Source organism: Xanthomonas hawaiiensis, from assembly GCF_031834635.1.
Classification (GTDB): domain Bacteria; phylum Pseudomonadota; class Gammaproteobacteria; order Xanthomonadales; family Xanthomonadaceae; genus Xanthomonas_A; species Xanthomonas_A sacchari.
On sequence record NZ_CP115873.1, the window covers coordinates 2,249,195 to 2,266,018 of the forward strand.

A 16,824-nucleotide genomic window follows, 5' to 3' on the forward strand; every position below is an offset into this window, starting at 1 on the left:
CGCGGCGCTGCGGAACAGGGCATCAGGGCGAGGCGGTCTGCTCGCCGCCGTCGAAAACCCGAAGGATCAGCCGGCAGCCGGCGCCTTGGCGTCACCCGCCTTGATGTCGCCCGGCTGGCACTCGCCCAGGCGCTTGCCGTCCATCTTCATGTGCGTCTTCATCGACATGCCGCCCGGCAGGCCGGTGATCGTGGAGTGTGACTCGGAGGCCATCTCGGTGGCGCTGAAGGTGCCGGTGCTGGTGCCGGCGACCTTGATGTCGCCCATCGTGCAATGCATCTTCGCGTCGATCTTGCCGTCCTTCATGCTGAAGGTGTCGTACACACAGTTCTTCTGCATCGGCGAGGCGCTGCCGAAGAGGCTGGCCGGATCGTTGATCTGCTCGGCGGTGAGGCAGACCTTGGCGGTGCTCGGCGGCATCTTCGGCATCTGCGGCATGTTGCCGGAACCGCCGCTGGTCTCGCTGCTCACCTGTTCGATCCGCATCTCCCATTGGCCGGGCTGCAGCTTGGCCGCCTGCACCTTGGCCACGTCGGCGACCGAAGCGTTGGACATGGCGATGTTGTCGCCGTTCTTGTCGCCGCCCTTGCTGCAGGCGGCGAGCAGCACACACACAGCAAGCGTTGCCGGCATGGTCAGACGCATGAACTTCTCCCTAAGTTATGTGAGGTGCGCGGAGCATAGCCGGGGGCGTGATTAAGATCACGTCGACGCCGGGCGCTCGCTGCCGACGCGTGTCTGGCGCCGCAGCGGCACCGGGGAAGCGGACGAGCCGACTGTTGTCGGCTCGCTCAGCGGCTGCAACGGAAAGAAAACCCCCGCGCAATCGCGCGACATCGCAGCGCGATTGCACGCGCGTCGCAAGCGCGTGATCCGGCGACAGCGGAGCGCGTTGCCGCCGCGGCCGCCCTGCACGGACCATTCCGCTCGGCTCTGCTAGCGTCTGCGCCGCCGCGCGTGACCCCCACGCCCATTGCTTCGGTTCTCCCCGCCATGCCAAGCCTCGCCGAACGCCCCGCCATTCTCGAAGACAAGCGCACCCTGAAGATGGCCCGCTCCGCACACGCCTACGTGCGCGGCAATACCGCCAGGTTCTACGAATGGCTGGCGGCATCGCCGGCGGCGCGGCGCGTGCCGATGGGGCCGGCGATCTGGATCTGCGGCGATTGCCACCTCGGCAACCTGGGGCCGGTCGCCGACGGCGAGGGGCGTGTCGAGATCCAGATCCGCGATCTCGACCAGGGCGTGATCGGCAATCCCGCGCACGATCTGATCCGCCTGGGCCTATCGCTGGCCACCGCGGCGCGCGGCTCGGACCTGCCCGGCGTCACCACGGCACGGATGATGGAAGCGATGATCGACGGCTACGGCGCCGCGATCGCCGACCCGACCCGCGAGCATCCGGGCGCCGAACCCGAGACCGTGCGCAGCATCCGCCGCGAGGCCTTCGGCCGGCGCTGGCGGCATCTGGCCAAGGAACGCCTGCAGGCGGTGGAGCCGCGCATCCCGCTGGGCGAGAAGTTCTGGGCCTTGGCGCCGGAAGAGCGCGAGGCGCTGGAGCGGCTGTTCGCCGATCCGGCGGTGGCGCAGATGGTGCTGTCGTTGAAGGGGAAACCCAAGGATCGCGAAGTGCGTCTGGTCGATGCGGCGTACTGGATGAAGGGCTGCAGTTCGCTGGGTCTGCTGCGCTACGCGGCGATCGTCGCGCTGAAGACCGGCAAGGGCCACTGGTCCTATGCGCTGGTCGATCTGAAGGAGGCGGTCGCCCCGATCGCGCCGGCGGCGCCCGATGCGCGCATGCCGGCGGACAACGCCGAACGCGTCACCGCTGCGGCGCGGGCGTTGTCGCCCTACCTGGGCAGCAGGATGATGCCGGTGCACATGCTGGGCCGATCGCTGTTCATTCGCGAGCTCTCGCCGCGCGATCTGAAACTCGAAGTCGACCAGTTCAATCACGCCGAGGCGGTGCGCTCGGCGCGCTATCTCGCCTTTGTCGTCGGCAAGGCGCATGCGCGGCAGATGAAGCCGAGGACGCGCGCCGGGTGGCTTCAACTGCTGAACGCCGATCGGCGCAAGGCCATCGACGCACCGTCGTGGCTCTGGGAGAGCGTGGTCGCGCTCGCCGGCCATCACGAGGCCGGCTATCTGGAGCATTGTCGTCGTTACGCGCTGGCGGCCTGACGGCGTTGCGAGGCGCGATCGGTTTCAACCGCGCGCGCAGTCCAGATCCAACGCCATGTCCCATCGCTCCAGCCCCGGGCCGTAGCCGTCCGCCACCACGCGCTCGATGCCGAAGCCGAAGCGCGCGTAGAACGCCTGGGTGTGCTGGCTGGTGTCCAGTTCGATTCGCGCCACGCCGGCACTGCGCCGGCAGGCGTCGAGCCGCGCCTCGGTCAAGGCGCGGCCCAGGCCCTGGCGGTGCAGGCGGCGGTCGACCATGCCCCAGCCGAAGCTGGCGACGCGGCCGTCGACGCTCAGCGCGTGGCCGCCGCATGCCACCACCGCGCCCGCGCGGACGATGACCAGGTAGTGCCAGGCGCCGACCTCGTGTTCAAGGAAGCGCTCGAACGCGGCGCGCTCGCTGCGATCGAAGAACTGCGGCACATTGCTGTCGAACAGCGCCAGGCAGGCGGCGTGGTCCTGCATGGCGTAGGGGCGGATCTCGTTCACCCGCCAAGTGTGCCGATTGCGGCCACGCGTGTCGTGCTGCATCACGTGCGATGGCGCGCATCGGTCATTTCCGAGCACGTTGTCGGAAAATTTCGCCGACCCTGTCCGGGATCTGCAGTGGGGGGTGTCCGGAAGCGGGAAGGGTGAGGGTCAGATAATTCTGACGTGAGATCAGGATTGTCCTGATAACGCTTTTCCCACTGCGCCAGCATACTGGCCTCGGCCTGACGCAGGGACCGTCGCGCGCCTTCCGAGGAAAGCGCAGGCAGGTCACTCGACCCTGCGTGCCGAGCCTTGAGTAAGCTCGGCAGGGTTTTGATGACGCCATCATGACGTTTCGCGAGGTGCGAATGAGCACCCCGTGAAGCGTCGTCGTTTGTCTACGAATTCGTCTTGCCCTGAATAATTCACGCAGATAGTCTGGATGGTGCGGTATCCGCTGCGTTGGGGTTATACGAGATGGCCATCAGGGTTTTTCTGGTCGATGATCACGCTCTTGTCCGGACGGGCATGAAGCTGATCCTGTCGAATCAAACGGATATCGAGATCGTCGGCGAGGCCGACAGTGGCGAAAATGCGCTCCCGCAGATCCGGCAGCTGAAGCCGGACATCGTCCTGTGCGATCTGCACATGCCCGGCGTCAGCGGGCTGGAAGTCACCGAGCGCATCGTCAAGGGCGACCACGGCACCAAGGTCATCATCGTGTCGGTACTGGAAGACGGCCCGCTGCCCAAGCGCCTGCTGGAAGCCGGCGCGTCCGGTTACGTGGGCAAGGCCGGCGATGCGCAGGAGTTGCTTCGCGCGGTGCGCGACGTGGCGATGGGCAAGCGCTACCTCGGCGCCAACATCGCGCAGAACCTGGCGCTGGCCAATCTGGAAGGCGGCGGTTCGCCGTTCGACGCGCTGTCGCCGCGCGAACTGGAAGTGGCCCTGCTGCTGACCCGCGGCCTGCGCCAGGAAGATATCGCCAAGCGCCTGAGCCTCAGCGCCAAGACCGTCAACACGCACAAGGCGCGGCTGTTCGAGAAGGTCGGCATCCAGGACAACATCGCCCTGGCGCGCCTGGCCACGCAATACGGATTGCTGGATCCGGCGCACCCGCTGTAATCGCCGGGACTGGCCGGATTGCATGGGAGCGGCCTTCGGGCCGCTCTTGCGTTTTGCTTGCGCGAACGAGGGGACTTGTTCGAGGTAGATCGATTGAGACCAAGCGTTCGCCGGCTTCGCCGGCTTCGCCGAGGTTCCTTGCCTTCGCGAGTGCCGCGGTCGGGATGGCTGGGTGCCGCCGCGGCATCACTTGGCGCAAGCGCGGTGGAGGAAGCTGCAGGCGCTCTTCGCGCATGCGTCAGGCACTGCTGCGCAAGCCGGCAACGACGTGGACGTGCAGGTGTTGGGGCATCTTCAGGACAACTCCAGTCGCCGCTTTCCACGCATCACGTGCGCGACCATTTGCTCTCGTAGGAGCGGCTTCAGCCGCGACAGCATGACCCGTCATGCCTGTCGCGGCTGAAGCCGCTCCTACGCGATGGCAGCGCGAGCAGGATGCGCTGAAGATCTCGCCATGCAGGCGATCGTCTTGAACGGCTGCACTGCGCGTCCTCCGCAGCGCCCATGAAAAAAGCGGCCCGAAGGCCGCTTCTTTCGTGCCGCAACGGACTTGACGAGGATCAGCCGTGATCCTTGTGCCCGTCGCCGTCCGCCTTGTCCGCGGCCTGCGGCGCATGCGCTGCGGCGGCAGCGCGTTCGCGCTCCTTCCGGGCCGCTTCGTCCACAGCCGCGGTCTCAGCCTGCGTCGGCGTCGCCGGAGCAGCGGCGGAAGTTGCGGTGCCGCCGCTCGCCGGGGTGGCCGATACGGCCTCGGTCGACGCTGCGGCCGGTGCGTCACCACCATGCGGGACCTGCGCCGGTGCATCGGCGAAGGCGTCGAGCAGGGTGGTCTGCACGGGCGCGTAGGCCGGCTTGGCCGGGGCCGTTTCTTCCGTACGCGGCTCCGCGGAAGCCGTAGGCAGGGCGGTGACAGCCGGTGCGGCGCTCGGCGCGACGGCGGCCGCCACCGGCGCGGTGACACCGGCCGGATCCTCGACCGTGGCCGTGGTATCCGCGGCATCCTGCTCCGCGACCGGCGCCTTGACGGCGGTGGCGGTCGGTTGCTCGACGGCGGTGGTGACTGCCTGTGGCTGCGGCTGCTGCGCGGCAGGTTCGGCGGCCGGCGTTGCGGGTTCGGTCGGTGCCGCGGCGCGCTCGGTGGCGACAGTTTCCTGCGCGACCGGCTTGGTCTCGGCGACTGCGGCCGAGACCGGTGCGGCGGCGACCACGGTGTCTGCGTGGGCCACGGCGGCATCGCTGACGCCCTGGGCTGCAGCGGCCGGCGCGGTCGGCGCAGGCGATGCGATCACGGCGTCGGCAGGGGCGGCCGGCTGCATCGGTGCGGTGGCCGGCGCAGGCACGGGGTCGGCGACGATCGGCGCGGGGGCCTGGGCTGCGTCGTCGGCCGGTGCCGGTGCACTGGCGGCGGCTGCACGCTCACGACGCGGCTCGCGCTTTTCCTGCGGCTCGCGCTTTTCCTGCACGGACGGCTGCGGCTTGGGCGCCGGCGCGTCGGTGGCAGCGTCGTCGTCGAAGTCGAACTCCGGCTGGCTGCGGCTCGGCGCCTGCGCGCTTTCGCCATCGCTGTCGCTGTCGCCGGCATCCAGGTCGGCATCGTCCAGCCCGCTGGCATCGCCGGCAGCACCGGCTTCGCCATTGCCACGGCGGCGGCGGCGGCCACCGCGACGGCCACGACGGCGGCGGCCGCCGGCATCGCCGGTGCCGTCCTCGCCCTCGGCGCCTTCGCCGGCAGGCACGGCCTGCGCGGTTTCCGCGGCGCTTTCGCGCGCATCGATACTGTCTGCTGCTGCGGCGGCCGGTGCCGGTTGCACCGCTGCCGGGGTGGTGGCCTCGACGGCCGCTGCCGGCTCCTGGGTCGCGGCGATCGCGCCACCGGCCACCGCGGCGGCGGCCAGGGTGGTGGCGTCCTGCGCCGGCGTCACCGGGGCGGTCGCGGCGGGCGCGGCCTGCTGCTTGGCGACGGCCTCCTCGGCGCGCGGCTGACGCGGCGGCTTGTCGCCCTGCACGGCGGCCTGTGCCGGATCCTGCTGCGGCTTCGGCTGGCGTGGCGGGTTCTGCGGCTGCTGCTGCTTCGGCGGCTTGGGCTGTTGCGGCTGCTGTTGCGGCTTGGGCTGCTGCGCGGCCTGTTCGTTGCGCGGCGCCTTGGGCTGCTGGTTCTGCTGCCCGGCGGGCGCGGCGCCACCGTTGCCATTGCCGGCGCGGCGCTCGTCACGGCGCGCGTTGCCGCCACCGTTGTTGCCGTTGCCGCGGGCGGCATTGCCGCCCTGGCCGCCGTTGCGGTTGCCGTCGCGGCGCGCGTTGCGGTCGTTGCGATCGCCACGGTCGTTGCGGTTGCGGCTGCCGTCCTGCGGGCGCTGGCGCTGGGCCGGTTCGGCGGCGGCCGGGGCGGGTGCCGGGCTGTCGCCGGCGCCGAAGATGCGCTTCAGCCAGCCGACCACGCCGGTGGCCGGCGGCGCGACCGGGGCCGGCGCAACCACTGGCGCCGGTGCCGGTGCGGCTACCGGTTCTTCGGCCACTTCGCGCACTGGGGCCGGCTGCGAGTGCTTCACATTGGTCACCGCAGGCGCCGGGATGTTCAACTGCGCCTTGGTCAGCGCGTGCACCGGCAGCTTGCGCGGGGTGCCGCGCTGGTAGCTGGGCTTGGTGCTTTCCTCGCCCAGCTCGTTCTCGCGCAGGCGCGTCACTTCGTAGTGCGGGGTGTGCAACTGCTCGTCGGCGACGATCACGATCGGCGCGTCGTGGCGCTTCTCGATCTCGCTGAGCGCGCGGCGCTTCTCGTTGAGCAGGTAGTTGGCGATCTCCACCGGGGCCTGCACCAGCACCTGCCCGGTGTTCTCCTTCATCGCGTGCTCTTCGGCGACGCGGATGATCGACAGCGACAGCGACTCGACGCTGCGCATGCGGCCATGGCCGTCGCAGCGCGGGCAGACGATCTGGCTGGATTCGCCCAGCGACGGACGCAGGCGCTGGCGGCTCATCTCCAGCAGGCCGAAGCGCGAGATGCGGCCGATCTGCACCCGCGCACGGTCGTACTTGAGCGCGTTCTGCAGTCGGTTCTCGACCTCGCGCTGGTGCTTGTTGGAGGCCATGTCGATGAAGTCGATGACCACCAGGCCGCCGAGGTCGCGCAGGCGCAGCTGGCGCGCGACCTCTTCGGCCGCCTCCAGGTTGGTCTGGAACGCGGTGTCCTCGATGTCGCTGCCCTTGGTGGCGCGCGAGGAGTTGACGTCCACCGCGGTCAGCGCCTCGGTCTGGTCGACCACGATCGAGCCGCCGGAGGGCAGGCGCACGCTGCGCTCGTAGGCGGCCTCGATCTGCGACTCGATCTGGAAGCGGTTGAACAGCGGGATGTCGTCGGTGTAGTGCTTGAGCTTGCGCAGGCTCTGCGGCATCACCTGCTGCATGAATTCCTGGGCGTCGCCGTACATCTCGGCGGTGTCGACCAGGATCTCGCCGATGTCGGCGCGCAGGTAGTCGCGCAGGGCGCGGATGATCAGCCGCGATTCCTGGTAGATCAGGAACGGCGCCGGCTTGGCCAGGGCGGCCTCGGCGATCGACTTCCACACCTGCAGCAGGTAGTCCAGGTCCCACTGCAGCTCTTCGGCATCGCGGCCGACGCCGGCGGTGCGGATGATCACGCCCATGTCGTCGGGGATGTTCAGCTTGTCCAGCGCTTCCTTCAGCGCGGCGCGGTCCTCGCCCTCGATCCGGCGCGAGACGCCGCCGGCGCTGGGCGAGTTCGGCATCAGCACCATGTAGCGGCCGGCCAGGGAGATGAACGTGGTCAGGGCCGCGCCCTTGTTGCCGCGTTCCTCCTTGTCCACCTGCACCACCACTTCCTGGCCCTCGCGCAGCAGTTCGCGGATCGTCGCCTTGTTGTGGTCGACGCCGGCCTGGAAGTAATCGCGGGAGATTTCCTTCAGCGGCAGGAAGCCGTGGCGCTCGCCGCCGTATTCGACGAAGGCCGCTTCCAGCGAGGGTTCGAGCCGGGTGATGCGGCCCTTGTAGATGTTGGACTTCTTCTGTTCCTTGGACGGCTGCTCGATGTCGATGTCGTACAGGGTCTGGCCGTCCACGATGGCCACACGCAGTTCTTCTGCCTGCGTGGCGTTGATCAGCATTCGCTTCATTGTTGCGTTCCTCGCGCTGCTACCGCGCGGAACGCCATGGGGTTTCGCTTCTGGTCACGCTTCGTCGCCCATCGCGCAGGCGCGGGGTGGGCGTCTTGGGTTTCCAGCGCTACGACACCACGGCGAGCCGCGGGAGCGCTTTTTGCTTTTTAGGTGGTTCAGGACCGGCGGCGACTCCACCAGCCAGGCTGGGCGCCGCACGGGGCATGTTCAGCGCGGACGCTTGCGGCATCCGGCGATGGCCGGGTAGGCCGGTGAGCCGCTAACATGGCCGCCCCGGGGGCGGTGGTCGCGCACTGTGCCGGAATCGTCGTAAGCCGGGCTTCTGGCCCTCAACTAACTTCCAACGAAATCAAACCCTTATCTCGCCCCCCGAGTGTAACAGAATAAACTGCCTGATGACTTCCCCCCCGATCCCTCCAAAGCCGCGCGATGTCGCGACCAGCGCGGTGCGCATTCTCAAGGTCCCGGAAGACAGGGCCGGACAGCGCGTAGACAATTTCCTGCTCGGCCAGCTCAAGGGCGCGCCGCGCAGCCTGATCTACAAGCTGATGCGCAGCGGCCAGGTGCGGGTCAACGGCGGCCGCACCAAGGCCGAGCGCAAGCTCGAGGCCGGCGACGAGGTGCGCATCCCGCCGGTGCGGCTGACCGAGGAGGGCGAGAAGAGCGCGCCGCCGGAGGCGTTCATGGCCCGGCTGGAGGCGGCCATCGTCTACGAGGACGCGCGGCTGCTGGCGCTGAACAAACCCTCGGGCGTCGCCAGCCATGGCGGCAGCGGGATCAGTTTCGGTGCCATCGAGACGCTGCGTGCGCTGCGTCCCAATCAGTCGCTGGAACTGGTGCACCGGCTGGACCGCGACACCTCCGGGCTGCTGATCGTGGCCAAGAAGCGCTCGGCGCTGACCGAGTTGCAGGCGCTGATGCGCGAGGACGACCGGGTCCAGGGCCGCGGCATCAGCAAGCGCTACCTGACCCTACTGGTCGGACGCATGCCCGACGGCACCATGAGCGTGGACGCGCCGCTGCACATCGGCCTGCGCCAGGGCGGCGAGCGCCATGTGCAGGTGAACGCGGCGGGCAAGCCGTCGCTGAGCCACTTCCGGGTGCTGGAGCGGCGCGGCGGACATTCCTATTGCGAGGTGCGGATCGAGACCGGCCGCACCCACCAGATCCGCGTGCATGCCCAGCACCTGGGACATCCGGTCGCCGGCGACGACAAGTACGGTGATCCGGCGGTGAACAAGCGCCTGCGCGAGCAGATCGGGCTCAAGCGCCTGTTCCTGCACGCCGCCTCGCTGGAGTTCAGCCTGGACGACGGCAAGACGCCTTATCTATTGAATGCCCCGCTGGCCGACGAACTGGCCGACGCGCTGAACCGTCTCGGCTGAGGCGAGGCGCCTTAACCCGGGAGCTGCATCGCGGCCGCCCCCGGATCGTGCTCAGCTTTCGTGGTGGTCGTGATCGTGGTGCCCGTCGTGGTGGGCGGGTGCCTGGCGTTGCTGTGCCGGATGCGACTCGGCCGGCCGCGGCTCGGGCATGCGCGGCGGCGGGGAGAACCGGGCCACGCGTTGTTCCTGGTGCTGTTCCTGACGTTGCTCCTGGCGCGGTTCCGGCATTGGCGCGCGCATCGTCTCGCGCGGCATCTCCTGCGCGCGCGCCTCGCGCTGCGGCGCAGGCGCATGCCAGGCCTGGGCGCGCGGCGCTTCGCTCGGCATCGCCTGGCGAGGCGGCTCCGTGCGCGCCATCTCGCGGGCGAAGCCGGAGGGCTGCATGCCCGGGTCGCCGCGCCGCGGCGGTTCGGCGAAGCGCGCTTCCGGCATGCCGCCGCGATTGGCGACGGCCTCGCGCGGCATCGGCGTGGGCGTCAGCGCCTGCGGCACCGGCCGGCCATGGAACTGCGGGACCGGCATCGACGGCGCCGTGCGTGGCGCCGTCGGCTGCGCCATCGCCACGTTGCGTTGCGGTGCCGCGGCACGCTGGGCGAAACCGGGCAGCAGGCGCTGGTCGCGCGCGGCGGCCATGGCCGCCGGGGTGCCCGGAGCCGGCAGACGCTGCACCGGTGGCGCCATCGCCGCGACCGGGCGGCCGGCCTGCAGCATCTGGTTGGTGAAATGCGGCATGGTCTGCGGCATCGCGGGCGGCTGGGCGCGGGCCGGCCCGAACGCCGCCGGGCTGCGCGCCGCCATCGCCGCAGCGGCCATCGCCGCTCCCGGCGCATGCGCGGCGGCGAAGGCCTGCTGCCCACCCGGGCCGCCCATCGGCGCGGCCGGCGGCGGCGCACCCCGGTAGTCGTTATGCACGTAGCTGCGGTTGTCGTAGTGGTTGTTGATGATGGTGGTGCGCGGCGCGTACACGCTGTTGCGGTAGACCACGTAGTTCGGCGCCGACGGCGGTGCGTTCCAGTTCACCCCCCAGTTGTTCCAGCCCCAGCTGTGCCACGGCGGTGCCGGTTCCAGCCAGCCGAACACGCTGTGGTGGTGATGTTCGAGCGCGTCGCCGACCAGCACGCCGACGCCGAAGGAAATGATGCCGGCGGTGACCAGGTCGCCGGTGTCGTAGTAGGGGCGCGGCGGGCGGTAGCGGTACTCGCGATAGACGTTGACCGGTGCGCCGTAGACCACGTCAGGGTCGTAGCGCGGCACGTAGACCACGTCGGGCTGCGCCGGTTCGATCACGATGGTGCGGGTGGGCGGCGGCACGGCGTCGGCATAGGCGGGCGCCGGCTCCACCACGGTGCGCTGCACCACCTGCACGCGCTGCTGCGGGGTGCTGCGCAGGTGGCCCTGCGCCTGCGCGCGCTGGCGCATCACCTGCACCGCGTCCAGCACCTGGTTGGGATCGTGGGCGTAAGCGTCGCCCAGCGCGCGGGTCCAGTCGCCGTTGCCGGCCAATTGATCGACCACGTCGGGGAAGGCGGTCAGCGCCTTGACGCTGGGATCCCAGGGCTGCGCCGCGGCCGCCTGCAGGCGGTCGGTGGCGGACAGGCTGCGGTTGTTGCGCAGCCAGTCCTGCGCCGACACCACCTGGTCCGGATACACCGAGGCGGCCAGCGTCTGCGCCAGCAGCTTGTCCGGGAACAGCGCGATCGGTGCGACCAGTTGATAGAGCTGGTCGGCGGTGGGTGCCACGTAGGGCGCAGGCGCGGGTGCTGCAGCGGGGGCGGGCGCATCGGCCTGGGTCGCGGGCGATGGCGTGTCTTGTCGCTGGCAGGCACTCAACGCCACCACGCTCAGCGCGGTGAACAGGGCCAGCCTGGCCGGGGGCAGGGGGCGGAGATCCATGCGACACCTCATCGGAGCGGGGCGAAGGTGGCCGCAGCATGCGCCGCCTTGGGTGTCTGCGACCTTTCTGCGCGGCGTTGTCGCACGGGCCAGCGAGCGCGCGTTCAGCCGGCGCCGGCGGCCGCCATCAGACCGGCGCGGACAGCCGGAACAGCACCAGGCTGAGCGCCAGCGTGGCCATGCCCGCGACCAGGCCGTACACCGTCTCGTGTCCTTGCGCATAGCGCTTGGCGGCCGGCAGCAGTTCGTCCAGGGCCAGGAACACCATCACCCCGGCGATCAGCCCGAACACCGCGCCGAACACCGCCTCGGACAGGACGCGCGCCAGCGCGACATAGCCGATCAGCGCGCCGATCGGCTCGGCCAGGCCGGACAGCAGGCTGGCGGCGAAGGCATAGGACTTGCGCCCGGTGGCGTAATGCACCGGCACCGCGATGGCGATGCCCTCGGGAATGTTGTGCACGGCGATGGCGAAGGCCAGCGGCATGCCCACCGCCGGGCTCTCCAGCGTGGCGAAGAAGGTGGCCAGTCCCTCGGGGAAATTGTGCGCGGTGATCGCCACCGCGGTGAGCAGGCCGACGCGCTTGACGTAGGCGCGGTTGTCGTCGCGAAACAGCGGATCGCGGCTGTTGAGGCTTTCGTGCGGATTGGGCACCAGCCGGTCGATGACTACGATCAGCACCATGCCGGCCAGGAACGCCAGGGTGGCGTAGGCCTGGCCCAGGCGCGGATCGAAGGCGGCGCTGAAGGCGGCGATCGACTTGCCGAGGATCTCGGTCAGCGACACGTACACCATCGCGCCGGCGGAAAACGCCAGGCCGAAGGCGAGCAGGCGCGGATTGGGTCCCTTGCTGAACAACACCAGCACGCTGCCCAGGCCGGTGGCCAGGCCGGCGGCGAGGGTCACGCCGAGCGCGACCAGGACATTGTGCAGTGGGATCTCCAGCATGCGCCGGCGGCTCCTGGGAAGAGGCGTCGATCAAACCCGGCGCGTTGCGGGTGTCGCGTGAAGGCGCGCTGCGTGCGCCCGTGGCTCAACCGGCCTTGTGCGCCTGCGCGTCCAGCGCGAAGCAGCGGTCCGGGCGCGGCTGCGGCGGATTGAAGTTGACCGGCACCTGGATGGTCCACGGCACCGCCTGGCCGTTGCGGGTGGCCGGCTTGAAGGTCCAGCCGCGCACGGCTTCCTGCGCCGAGGCATCGAGCTTGGCCTGCCCGCTGCCGGTGACCACGTCCACCTCGGTCGGCTTGCCCTGCACGCCGACCACCACCTTCAGCACCACCGTGCCGCCGAGTCCGGCGCAGGCCACGTCGATCGGGTAATCCGGCGGCGGCGTCTTCACCGCGGCGACCTCGGTCGGCGGCTGCGCCACGGTGTGTGTCTGGGATTGCTGGGATTGGCCGCAGGCGCCGAGCAGCACGGCGCTCAGGCAGGCCAGGGGGAGTAGACGGCGGGCGGTAGCGGTCATCGGGATCATTCCGGAAGGGCGGACGCCTTGGCGGCGCAGATGAAGTCGTTCTCGCTGAGGCCGCCGACGTCGTGGGTGGAATAGCGCACCACCACGCGGTCGTAGTGCACGCCCAGGTCGGGGTGGTGGTCCTCGCGGTGCGCGATCCAGGCCAGCGCGTTGACGAAGGCCAGGGTGCGGTAATAGTCGGGGAAGCGGAAGGTGCGGCTGATCGCATTGCCGTTCTCCACGACTTCCCAGCCGGGCACCTGCGGCAGCAGTTCAGCGACGCGCGCCTGGGTCAGTTTGTATTCGCTGCCCTTGCAGGGCGAGCAATGGGCCTGGGCGAGGGGGATCAGGTCGTTCATGGAGGGTCTCTGCGGTGGAACGGACAAGGCCGATCAACATACCGCCCGCGATGAGCGCAGGGCGTGGAAGGGTCTAGAATACCCCGCATGATCCAGATCTCAGACAACGCACAGGCCCATTTCCGCAAGTTGCTCGAACGCGAGGCCGTGCCCGGCATGGGCGTGCGCCTGAGCGCGGTCGATGCCGGCACCCCGCGCGCCGACGCACGGCTGGAGTTCGCCGAGCCGGCGGACCTGGCCGGCGACGAATGGGCGATCGATTGCGCCGGCTTCACCTTGTACGTGGCGGCCGACAGCGTCGGCTGGCTCGACGGCGCGGAAATCGACTACGTCACCCAGGGCACCGGCCAGCAACTCACCATCAAGGCGCCGAAGATCAAGGGCGAAGCCCCGGGCGAGGCGGCCTCGCTGGTGGAGCGGGTGCGCTGGGTGGTGGAGAACGAGGTCAATCCGCAACTGGCCCAGCACGGTGGCCGCGTGGCGGTGCAGGAAGTGTCCGCCGATGGCGTGGTGCTGCTGCGCTTCGGCGGCGGCTGCCACGGCTGCGGCATGGCCGACGTGACCTTGAAGCAGGGCATCGAGAAGACGCTGATGGGCCGCGTACCCGGGGTGACCGCGGTGCGCGACGCCACCGACCACGACAGCGGCAGCGCTCCCTACATTCCGCGCGATTCGGCCGCCTGACCTTCCGCTGCCGGTGACGCGCGCCACCGACATCCTCGACGCGCTGTTGGCGCGCACGCCGCGCAAGCTGCTGCGCGATCGCCGCACCGGCCTGCCGTATGGGTGGGCGCACTGGATCGCCGCGCAACCCGCCGTGCCGCGGCCGTTCGCGGCCCCCGAACTGATCGCGGCAATGCCGCCGGTGCAGCCGCCTGCGACCACGCGCCTGCCGGCCTTGCCGCTGTGGCAGGCGTTTCGCCGGCTGTGGTGGCAGCACTGGGATCCGGCGCCCCACGACCAGCGCTGGTGGCGGCGCATCGCCGTGCTGCTCAGCCTGCTGCTGCATCTGCTGTTCGCGGTGTTCCTGCTGTGGGTGGCCTTCGTGCGCTGGCTGCCGCCGCGCACCGCCGCGGACCAGGCAGGACGCGTGCAGGTGGAATTCGTCGGCCGCGGCACGCCCGCCGAGAGTGGCGGCGGGGCGCCGGCCGAGGCGGCTGCATCGATGGATGCGGCGTCGCCGACCCCGCCACGTGCGCAGCGTGCCGCGTCCGCGCGGCCGCGCCCGACGTCGCCAGCCGCGGCAGCGCCTGCGCCGGCAGCGGCCGCAGCGCCGGCACCTGTTCCGCCGGTGCCCGCGCCGGCCACGGCCAGTGCGCCACCACCGCCGCCAGCGGAACAGCCGCTGCAGGTGACCGAAACGCCCACGCCCACGCGCGACTTCGTGCTGCCCCCGCCGCCGAGCGTGCGCGTGCCGGTGCCGACGCCGCGTGCGGTGGTGCCGCCCGACGTGCAGGTGCCGGTGCGCGAGGTCGAGGTGGTCACCGACGTGCCGACCGTGGCGCAACTGCGACCGCGCGACATCGCGGTGCCGCGCCCAGCCGCGCCGCAGGTGCAGGTGCGCGAACGCGAGGTGCCGGCAGCGCTGCCGCAGGTACAGATTCCCGCACCGCAGATGCGCACGCCGGCGCCGACGCCGGTGCTGCGCAGTGCCGAGGCGCCGCAGGTGCGTCAGATCGAAGTGCCGACGCCGAGCACCGCCACCGCGAGCGCACCCACGCCGGCACCGCCGGCTGCCACGGCCGCCAGTCCGGACACAGCGCCGCCAAGCGTGCCGACCCCGCAGCCGGCACCGGCCGCCGCTGCCGGCGCTGCGGCCAGTGCCTCCGCCAAGCCGACCGCGCCCGCGGCCGGCACCGCGCCGCCCGGCAGCCAGGCCGCAGCCCCCGGCAGCGGTCCGGCACCGGTCGCCCGCGACGGCGGCTGGGCCACGCCGCAGCGCGGCGACGACTGGGGTGCGGCCGCCCGCAACCGCCCCGGCGATGCCGGTGCGGGCGCCAGCAAGGGCGGCGGTCTGTTCAATGCCGACGGCAGCGTGCGTCTGGCCGATGGCCGCGGCAACGACCAGGCGCCGGCGCGCAGTGCCCCCGGCGCCGAGACCGACACCTGGACCCGCGAGCGCATCGAAAAAGCCGGTGAGTGGCTCAAGCGTCCGCCCTACGACTACACGCCGACCTCGTTCGACAAGTACTGGCTGCCGAACGCGACGCTGCTGGAAGAGTGGGTGCGGCGCGGCATCAAGTCGGTGAAGATCCCGATTCCCGGCACCACCAGCAGCATTTCCTGCGTGATCTCGATCCTGCAGGTGGGCGGCGGCTGCAGCATCACCGACCCCAATCTCAACGAGCAGCCGGCCGGCGCACGGCCGCCGCCGAACATACCGTTCAAGCGCGAGTTGCAGGAAGACAACGGGAGTCGCTGAGCGACGGATGCGGACGCAGTATGGCGAGAGGGCGCCGCAACTCGGCTGCTTTCGGTGCGCGCGAATCGGGCGCGGCTTGCCTTGAGTGCGCGGGCTTCAGCCCGCACGCCTTCGCTGGGGAGGACTCGTCGCGGCGAAAAGGCAGTTCCAAACACCCTGTCGCGCACGGCGTGCTGTTTCGTAGGAGCGGCTTCAGCCGCGACGGGCGTTCCCGATAAAGCCATCGCGGCTGAAGCCGCTCCAACGCGTGTGCCTCACGTCGCTGGATAGGGTCGGAGCGACACCGGATTGCGCACGACGCGAAAGTGGCGGCGAGCTGGTCACGCGTCGACGGTGGCGCATCCGGAGCGCGCGCTGTGCGCGGTCCCGTCGCCGCTGCTCAGCGCAGCGTGGTGGACGCGACCACGCACGTCGTCAGACATGCGTGGTGCGTCGGACGTCGCCCGCTCAGTTCACGCCGTGCAAATCGCGCAACTGGCTGCTGCGCGAGCCGAAGTAGGCGGCCAGGTCGGCGATGTCCTGGTCGCTCAGCTGCGCCGCCTGCGGGCTCATCAGCGGATGCGTGCGCGTGCCGCCGCGGTAGGCCTGCAGCGCGTGCGCGAGGTAGTCGCCGTACTGGCCGCCGAGCTTGGGATAGGTCGGGTCGATCGGCGCGTTGCCGTCGGCGCCGTGGCAGTCGATGCAGCTCTGCCCGGTGGCCTTGCCCTTGGCGTGAGCGAGCTTGTCGCCGGCCTCGATGCGCCCGCCGGGCAGGCCGGCGGAGGAGCCGGAACCGTGCTCGCCGCTGGCGTGGCCGGGGTCGCCGGCGGATTTGCTGGTGGATTCCACCTGCGATTGCGAACAGGCCCCCAGGCACAGGGCGGCAAGCAGGACGAGGGCGGGACGCAAGGCGTACGCGGCGTTCGGCATGGGAGGCCTACTTGAGGGTGGACAGGAAAGCGGCGATGTCGGCGATCTCCTGGTCGGAGAAGCTTTCCGCCTGGGCCTGCATGGTCGGATGCTTGCGCTTGCCGAGCCGGTATTCGGTCAGCGCCTGGGTCAGGTACTGCGCCGATTGCCCGCCGATCTTGGGGATGCGGTAGCTGGGATAGGCGTTTTTGTAGCCGGTGACGCCGTGGCAGCCCTGGCAGGTGTAGGTGAGCACCCGGCCGTTGGCGGCATTGCCCTGCACAGGGGCGGGCGCCGCGGCTGCGGCGGCGGGAGCGGCGGGCGCCGGCGCGGTCTGCGCCATGGCCGGGGCGGCCCCAACAGAAACGAGTACGGCCAGAGCAAAACAAGCGGCTAGCGGCTGCGTGCGCATGGTTTCGTGGTCCGGAGGACGGATTGGGGTTCCGGCGTGGGGGAACACGGAACGGCCCGAGTATAGCCTCACCTTTCGCGGCTCCGAAACTGGCGGCGGTG

The 16,824-nt window shown here is 70.5% G+C and carries 14 protein-coding genes; 5 read left to right on the forward strand and 9 right to left on the reverse strand.

What is annotated here, in order from left to right:
- Positions 1 to 66 precede the first annotated feature (66 nt).
- A complete protein-coding gene (locus tag PG878_RS09780; protein ID WP_244663691.1) occupies positions 67 to 645 on the reverse strand; it encodes a DUF3617 domain-containing protein in 579 nt (192 codons plus the stop codon).
- Positions 646 to 993: 348 nt separating this feature from the next.
- Here PG878_RS09780 and PG878_RS09785 point away from each other — a divergent pair, with 348 nt between their 5' ends.
- On the forward strand, positions 994 to 2,181 hold the full coding sequence (locus tag PG878_RS09785) for a DUF2252 family protein (protein ID WP_209031362.1): 1,188 nt from the start codon (positions 994 to 996) through the stop codon (positions 2,179 to 2,181).
- 24 nt (positions 2,182 to 2,205) lie between these two features.
- On the opposite strand, the gene PG878_RS09790 is transcribed toward PG878_RS09785, so the two are convergent.
- Complete coding sequence (locus PG878_RS09790; RefSeq protein ID WP_209031363.1) at positions 2,206 to 2,670, reverse strand: GNAT family N-acetyltransferase; 465 nt, start codon at positions 2,668 to 2,670, stop codon at positions 2,206 to 2,208.
- A gap of 459 nt (positions 2,671 to 3,129) precedes the next feature.
- On the opposite strand from PG878_RS09790, the gene PG878_RS09795 reads away from it, so the two are divergent.
- Positions 3,130 to 3,777, forward strand: coding sequence for a response regulator (locus tag PG878_RS09795; protein ID WP_010342586.1), 648 nt, complete (start codon positions 3,130 to 3,132; stop codon positions 3,775 to 3,777).
- A gap of 560 nt (positions 3,778 to 4,337) precedes the next feature.
- Here PG878_RS09795 and PG878_RS09800 read toward each other — a convergent pair.
- Positions 4,338 to 7,907, reverse strand: a complete 3,570-nt coding sequence (locus tag PG878_RS09800) for an Rne/Rng family ribonuclease (protein ID WP_209031364.1) — start codon at positions 7,905 to 7,907, stop codon at positions 4,338 to 4,340.
- A gap of 398 nt (positions 7,908 to 8,305) precedes the next feature.
- Between PG878_RS09800 and PG878_RS09805 the strand changes: the two genes are divergently transcribed.
- A complete protein-coding gene (locus PG878_RS09805) occupies positions 8,306 to 9,295 on the forward strand; it encodes an RluA family pseudouridine synthase (RefSeq protein ID WP_209031365.1) in 990 nt (329 codons plus the stop codon).
- A 51-nt stretch (positions 9,296 to 9,346) separates the two neighbouring features.
- Here PG878_RS09805 and PG878_RS09810 read toward each other — a convergent pair whose 3' ends face one another.
- The 4 genes from PG878_RS09810 to PG878_RS09825 form a co-directional block, all read right to left on the reverse strand.
- A complete protein-coding gene (locus PG878_RS09810; protein ID WP_209031366.1) occupies positions 9,347 to 11,188 on the reverse strand; it encodes a DUF3300 domain-containing protein in 1,842 nt (613 codons plus the stop codon).
- Between the two features lie 127 nt (positions 11,189 to 11,315).
- Positions 11,316 to 12,137 carry a zinc transporter ZupT gene (zupT, locus tag PG878_RS09815; RefSeq protein ID WP_209031367.1) on the reverse strand — a complete coding sequence of 274 codons (822 nt, stop codon included), beginning with the start codon at positions 12,135 to 12,137 and terminating at the stop codon, positions 11,316 to 11,318.
- A gap of 85 nt (positions 12,138 to 12,222) precedes the next feature.
- The gene (locus PG878_RS09820; RefSeq protein ID WP_209031368.1) at positions 12,223 to 12,654 is read right to left on the reverse strand and encodes an energy transducer TonB; all 432 of its coding nucleotides are present in this window, start codon (positions 12,652 to 12,654) and stop codon (positions 12,223 to 12,225) included.
- Positions 12,655 to 12,659: 5 nt separating this feature from the next.
- Positions 12,660 to 13,001 (reverse strand): 4a-hydroxytetrahydrobiopterin dehydratase, encoded by a 342-nt coding sequence (locus PG878_RS09825; protein ID WP_209031369.1) that lies wholly within the window; start codon positions 12,999 to 13,001, stop codon positions 12,660 to 12,662.
- 87 nt (positions 13,002 to 13,088) lie between these two features.
- Between PG878_RS09825 and PG878_RS09830 the strand changes: the two genes are divergently transcribed.
- Positions 13,089 to 13,685, forward strand: coding sequence for an NfuA family Fe-S biogenesis protein (locus PG878_RS09830; protein WP_010343876.1), 597 nt, complete (start codon positions 13,089 to 13,091; stop codon positions 13,683 to 13,685).
- A 13-nt stretch (positions 13,686 to 13,698) separates the two neighbouring features.
- Positions 13,699 to 15,423, forward strand: coding sequence for a transmembrane repetitive protein (locus PG878_RS09835; protein ID WP_209031370.1), 1,725 nt, complete (start codon positions 13,699 to 13,701; stop codon positions 15,421 to 15,423).
- A 447-nt stretch (positions 15,424 to 15,870) separates the two neighbouring features.
- On the opposite strand, the gene PG878_RS09840 is transcribed toward PG878_RS09835, so the two are convergent.
- Together PG878_RS09840 and PG878_RS09845 are read right to left on the reverse strand one after the other, a co-directional pair.
- On the reverse strand, positions 15,871 to 16,332 hold the full coding sequence (locus PG878_RS09840) for a c-type cytochrome (RefSeq protein WP_160960117.1): 462 nt from the start codon (positions 16,330 to 16,332) through the stop codon (positions 15,871 to 15,873).
- 7 nt (positions 16,333 to 16,339) lie between these two features.
- On the reverse strand, positions 16,340 to 16,723 hold the full coding sequence (locus PG878_RS09845; RefSeq protein ID WP_026143839.1) for a c-type cytochrome: 384 nt from the start codon (positions 16,721 to 16,723) through the stop codon (positions 16,340 to 16,342).
- Positions 16,724 to 16,824 lie beyond the last annotated feature (101 nt).

Bases quoted from the DNA above. Each gene is read 5' to 3' on its own strand.
- PG878_RS09780 (WP_244663691.1), bottom strand. From the start codon at position 645: ATGCGTCTGACCATGCCGGCAACGCTTGCTGTGTGTGTGCTGCTCGCC.
- PG878_RS09785 (WP_209031362.1), top strand. From the start codon at position 994: ATGCCAAGCCTCGCCGAACGCCCCGCCATTCTCGAAGACAAGCGCACC.
- PG878_RS09795 (WP_010342586.1), top strand. From the start codon at position 3,130: ATGGCCATCAGGGTTTTTCTGGTCGATGATCACGCTCTTGTCCGGACG.
- PG878_RS09800 (WP_209031364.1), bottom strand. From the start codon at position 7,907: ATGAAGCGAATGCTGATCAACGCCACGCAGGCAGAAGAACTGCGTGTG.
- PG878_RS09805 (WP_209031365.1), top strand. From the start codon at position 8,306: ATGACTTCCCCCCCGATCCCTCCAAAGCCGCGCGATGTCGCGACCAGC.
- PG878_RS09810 (WP_209031366.1), bottom strand. From the start codon at position 11,188: ATGGATCTCCGCCCCCTGCCCCCGGCCAGGCTGGCCCTGTTCACCGCG.
- zupT (WP_209031367.1), bottom strand. From the start codon at position 12,137: ATGCTGGAGATCCCACTGCACAATGTCCTGGTCGCGCTCGGCGTGACC.
- PG878_RS09820 (WP_209031368.1), bottom strand. From the start codon at position 12,654: ATGACCGCTACCGCCCGCCGTCTACTCCCCCTGGCCTGCCTGAGCGCC.
- PG878_RS09825 (WP_209031369.1), bottom strand. From the start codon at position 13,001: ATGAACGACCTGATCCCCCTCGCCCAGGCCCATTGCTCGCCCTGCAAG.
- PG878_RS09830 (WP_010343876.1), top strand. From the start codon at position 13,089: ATGATCCAGATCTCAGACAACGCACAGGCCCATTTCCGCAAGTTGCTC.
- PG878_RS09840 (WP_160960117.1), bottom strand. From the start codon at position 16,332: ATGCCGAACGCCGCGTACGCCTTGCGTCCCGCCCTCGTCCTGCTTGCC.
- PG878_RS09845 (WP_026143839.1), bottom strand. From the start codon at position 16,723: ATGCGCACGCAGCCGCTAGCCGCTTGTTTTGCTCTGGCCGTACTCGTT.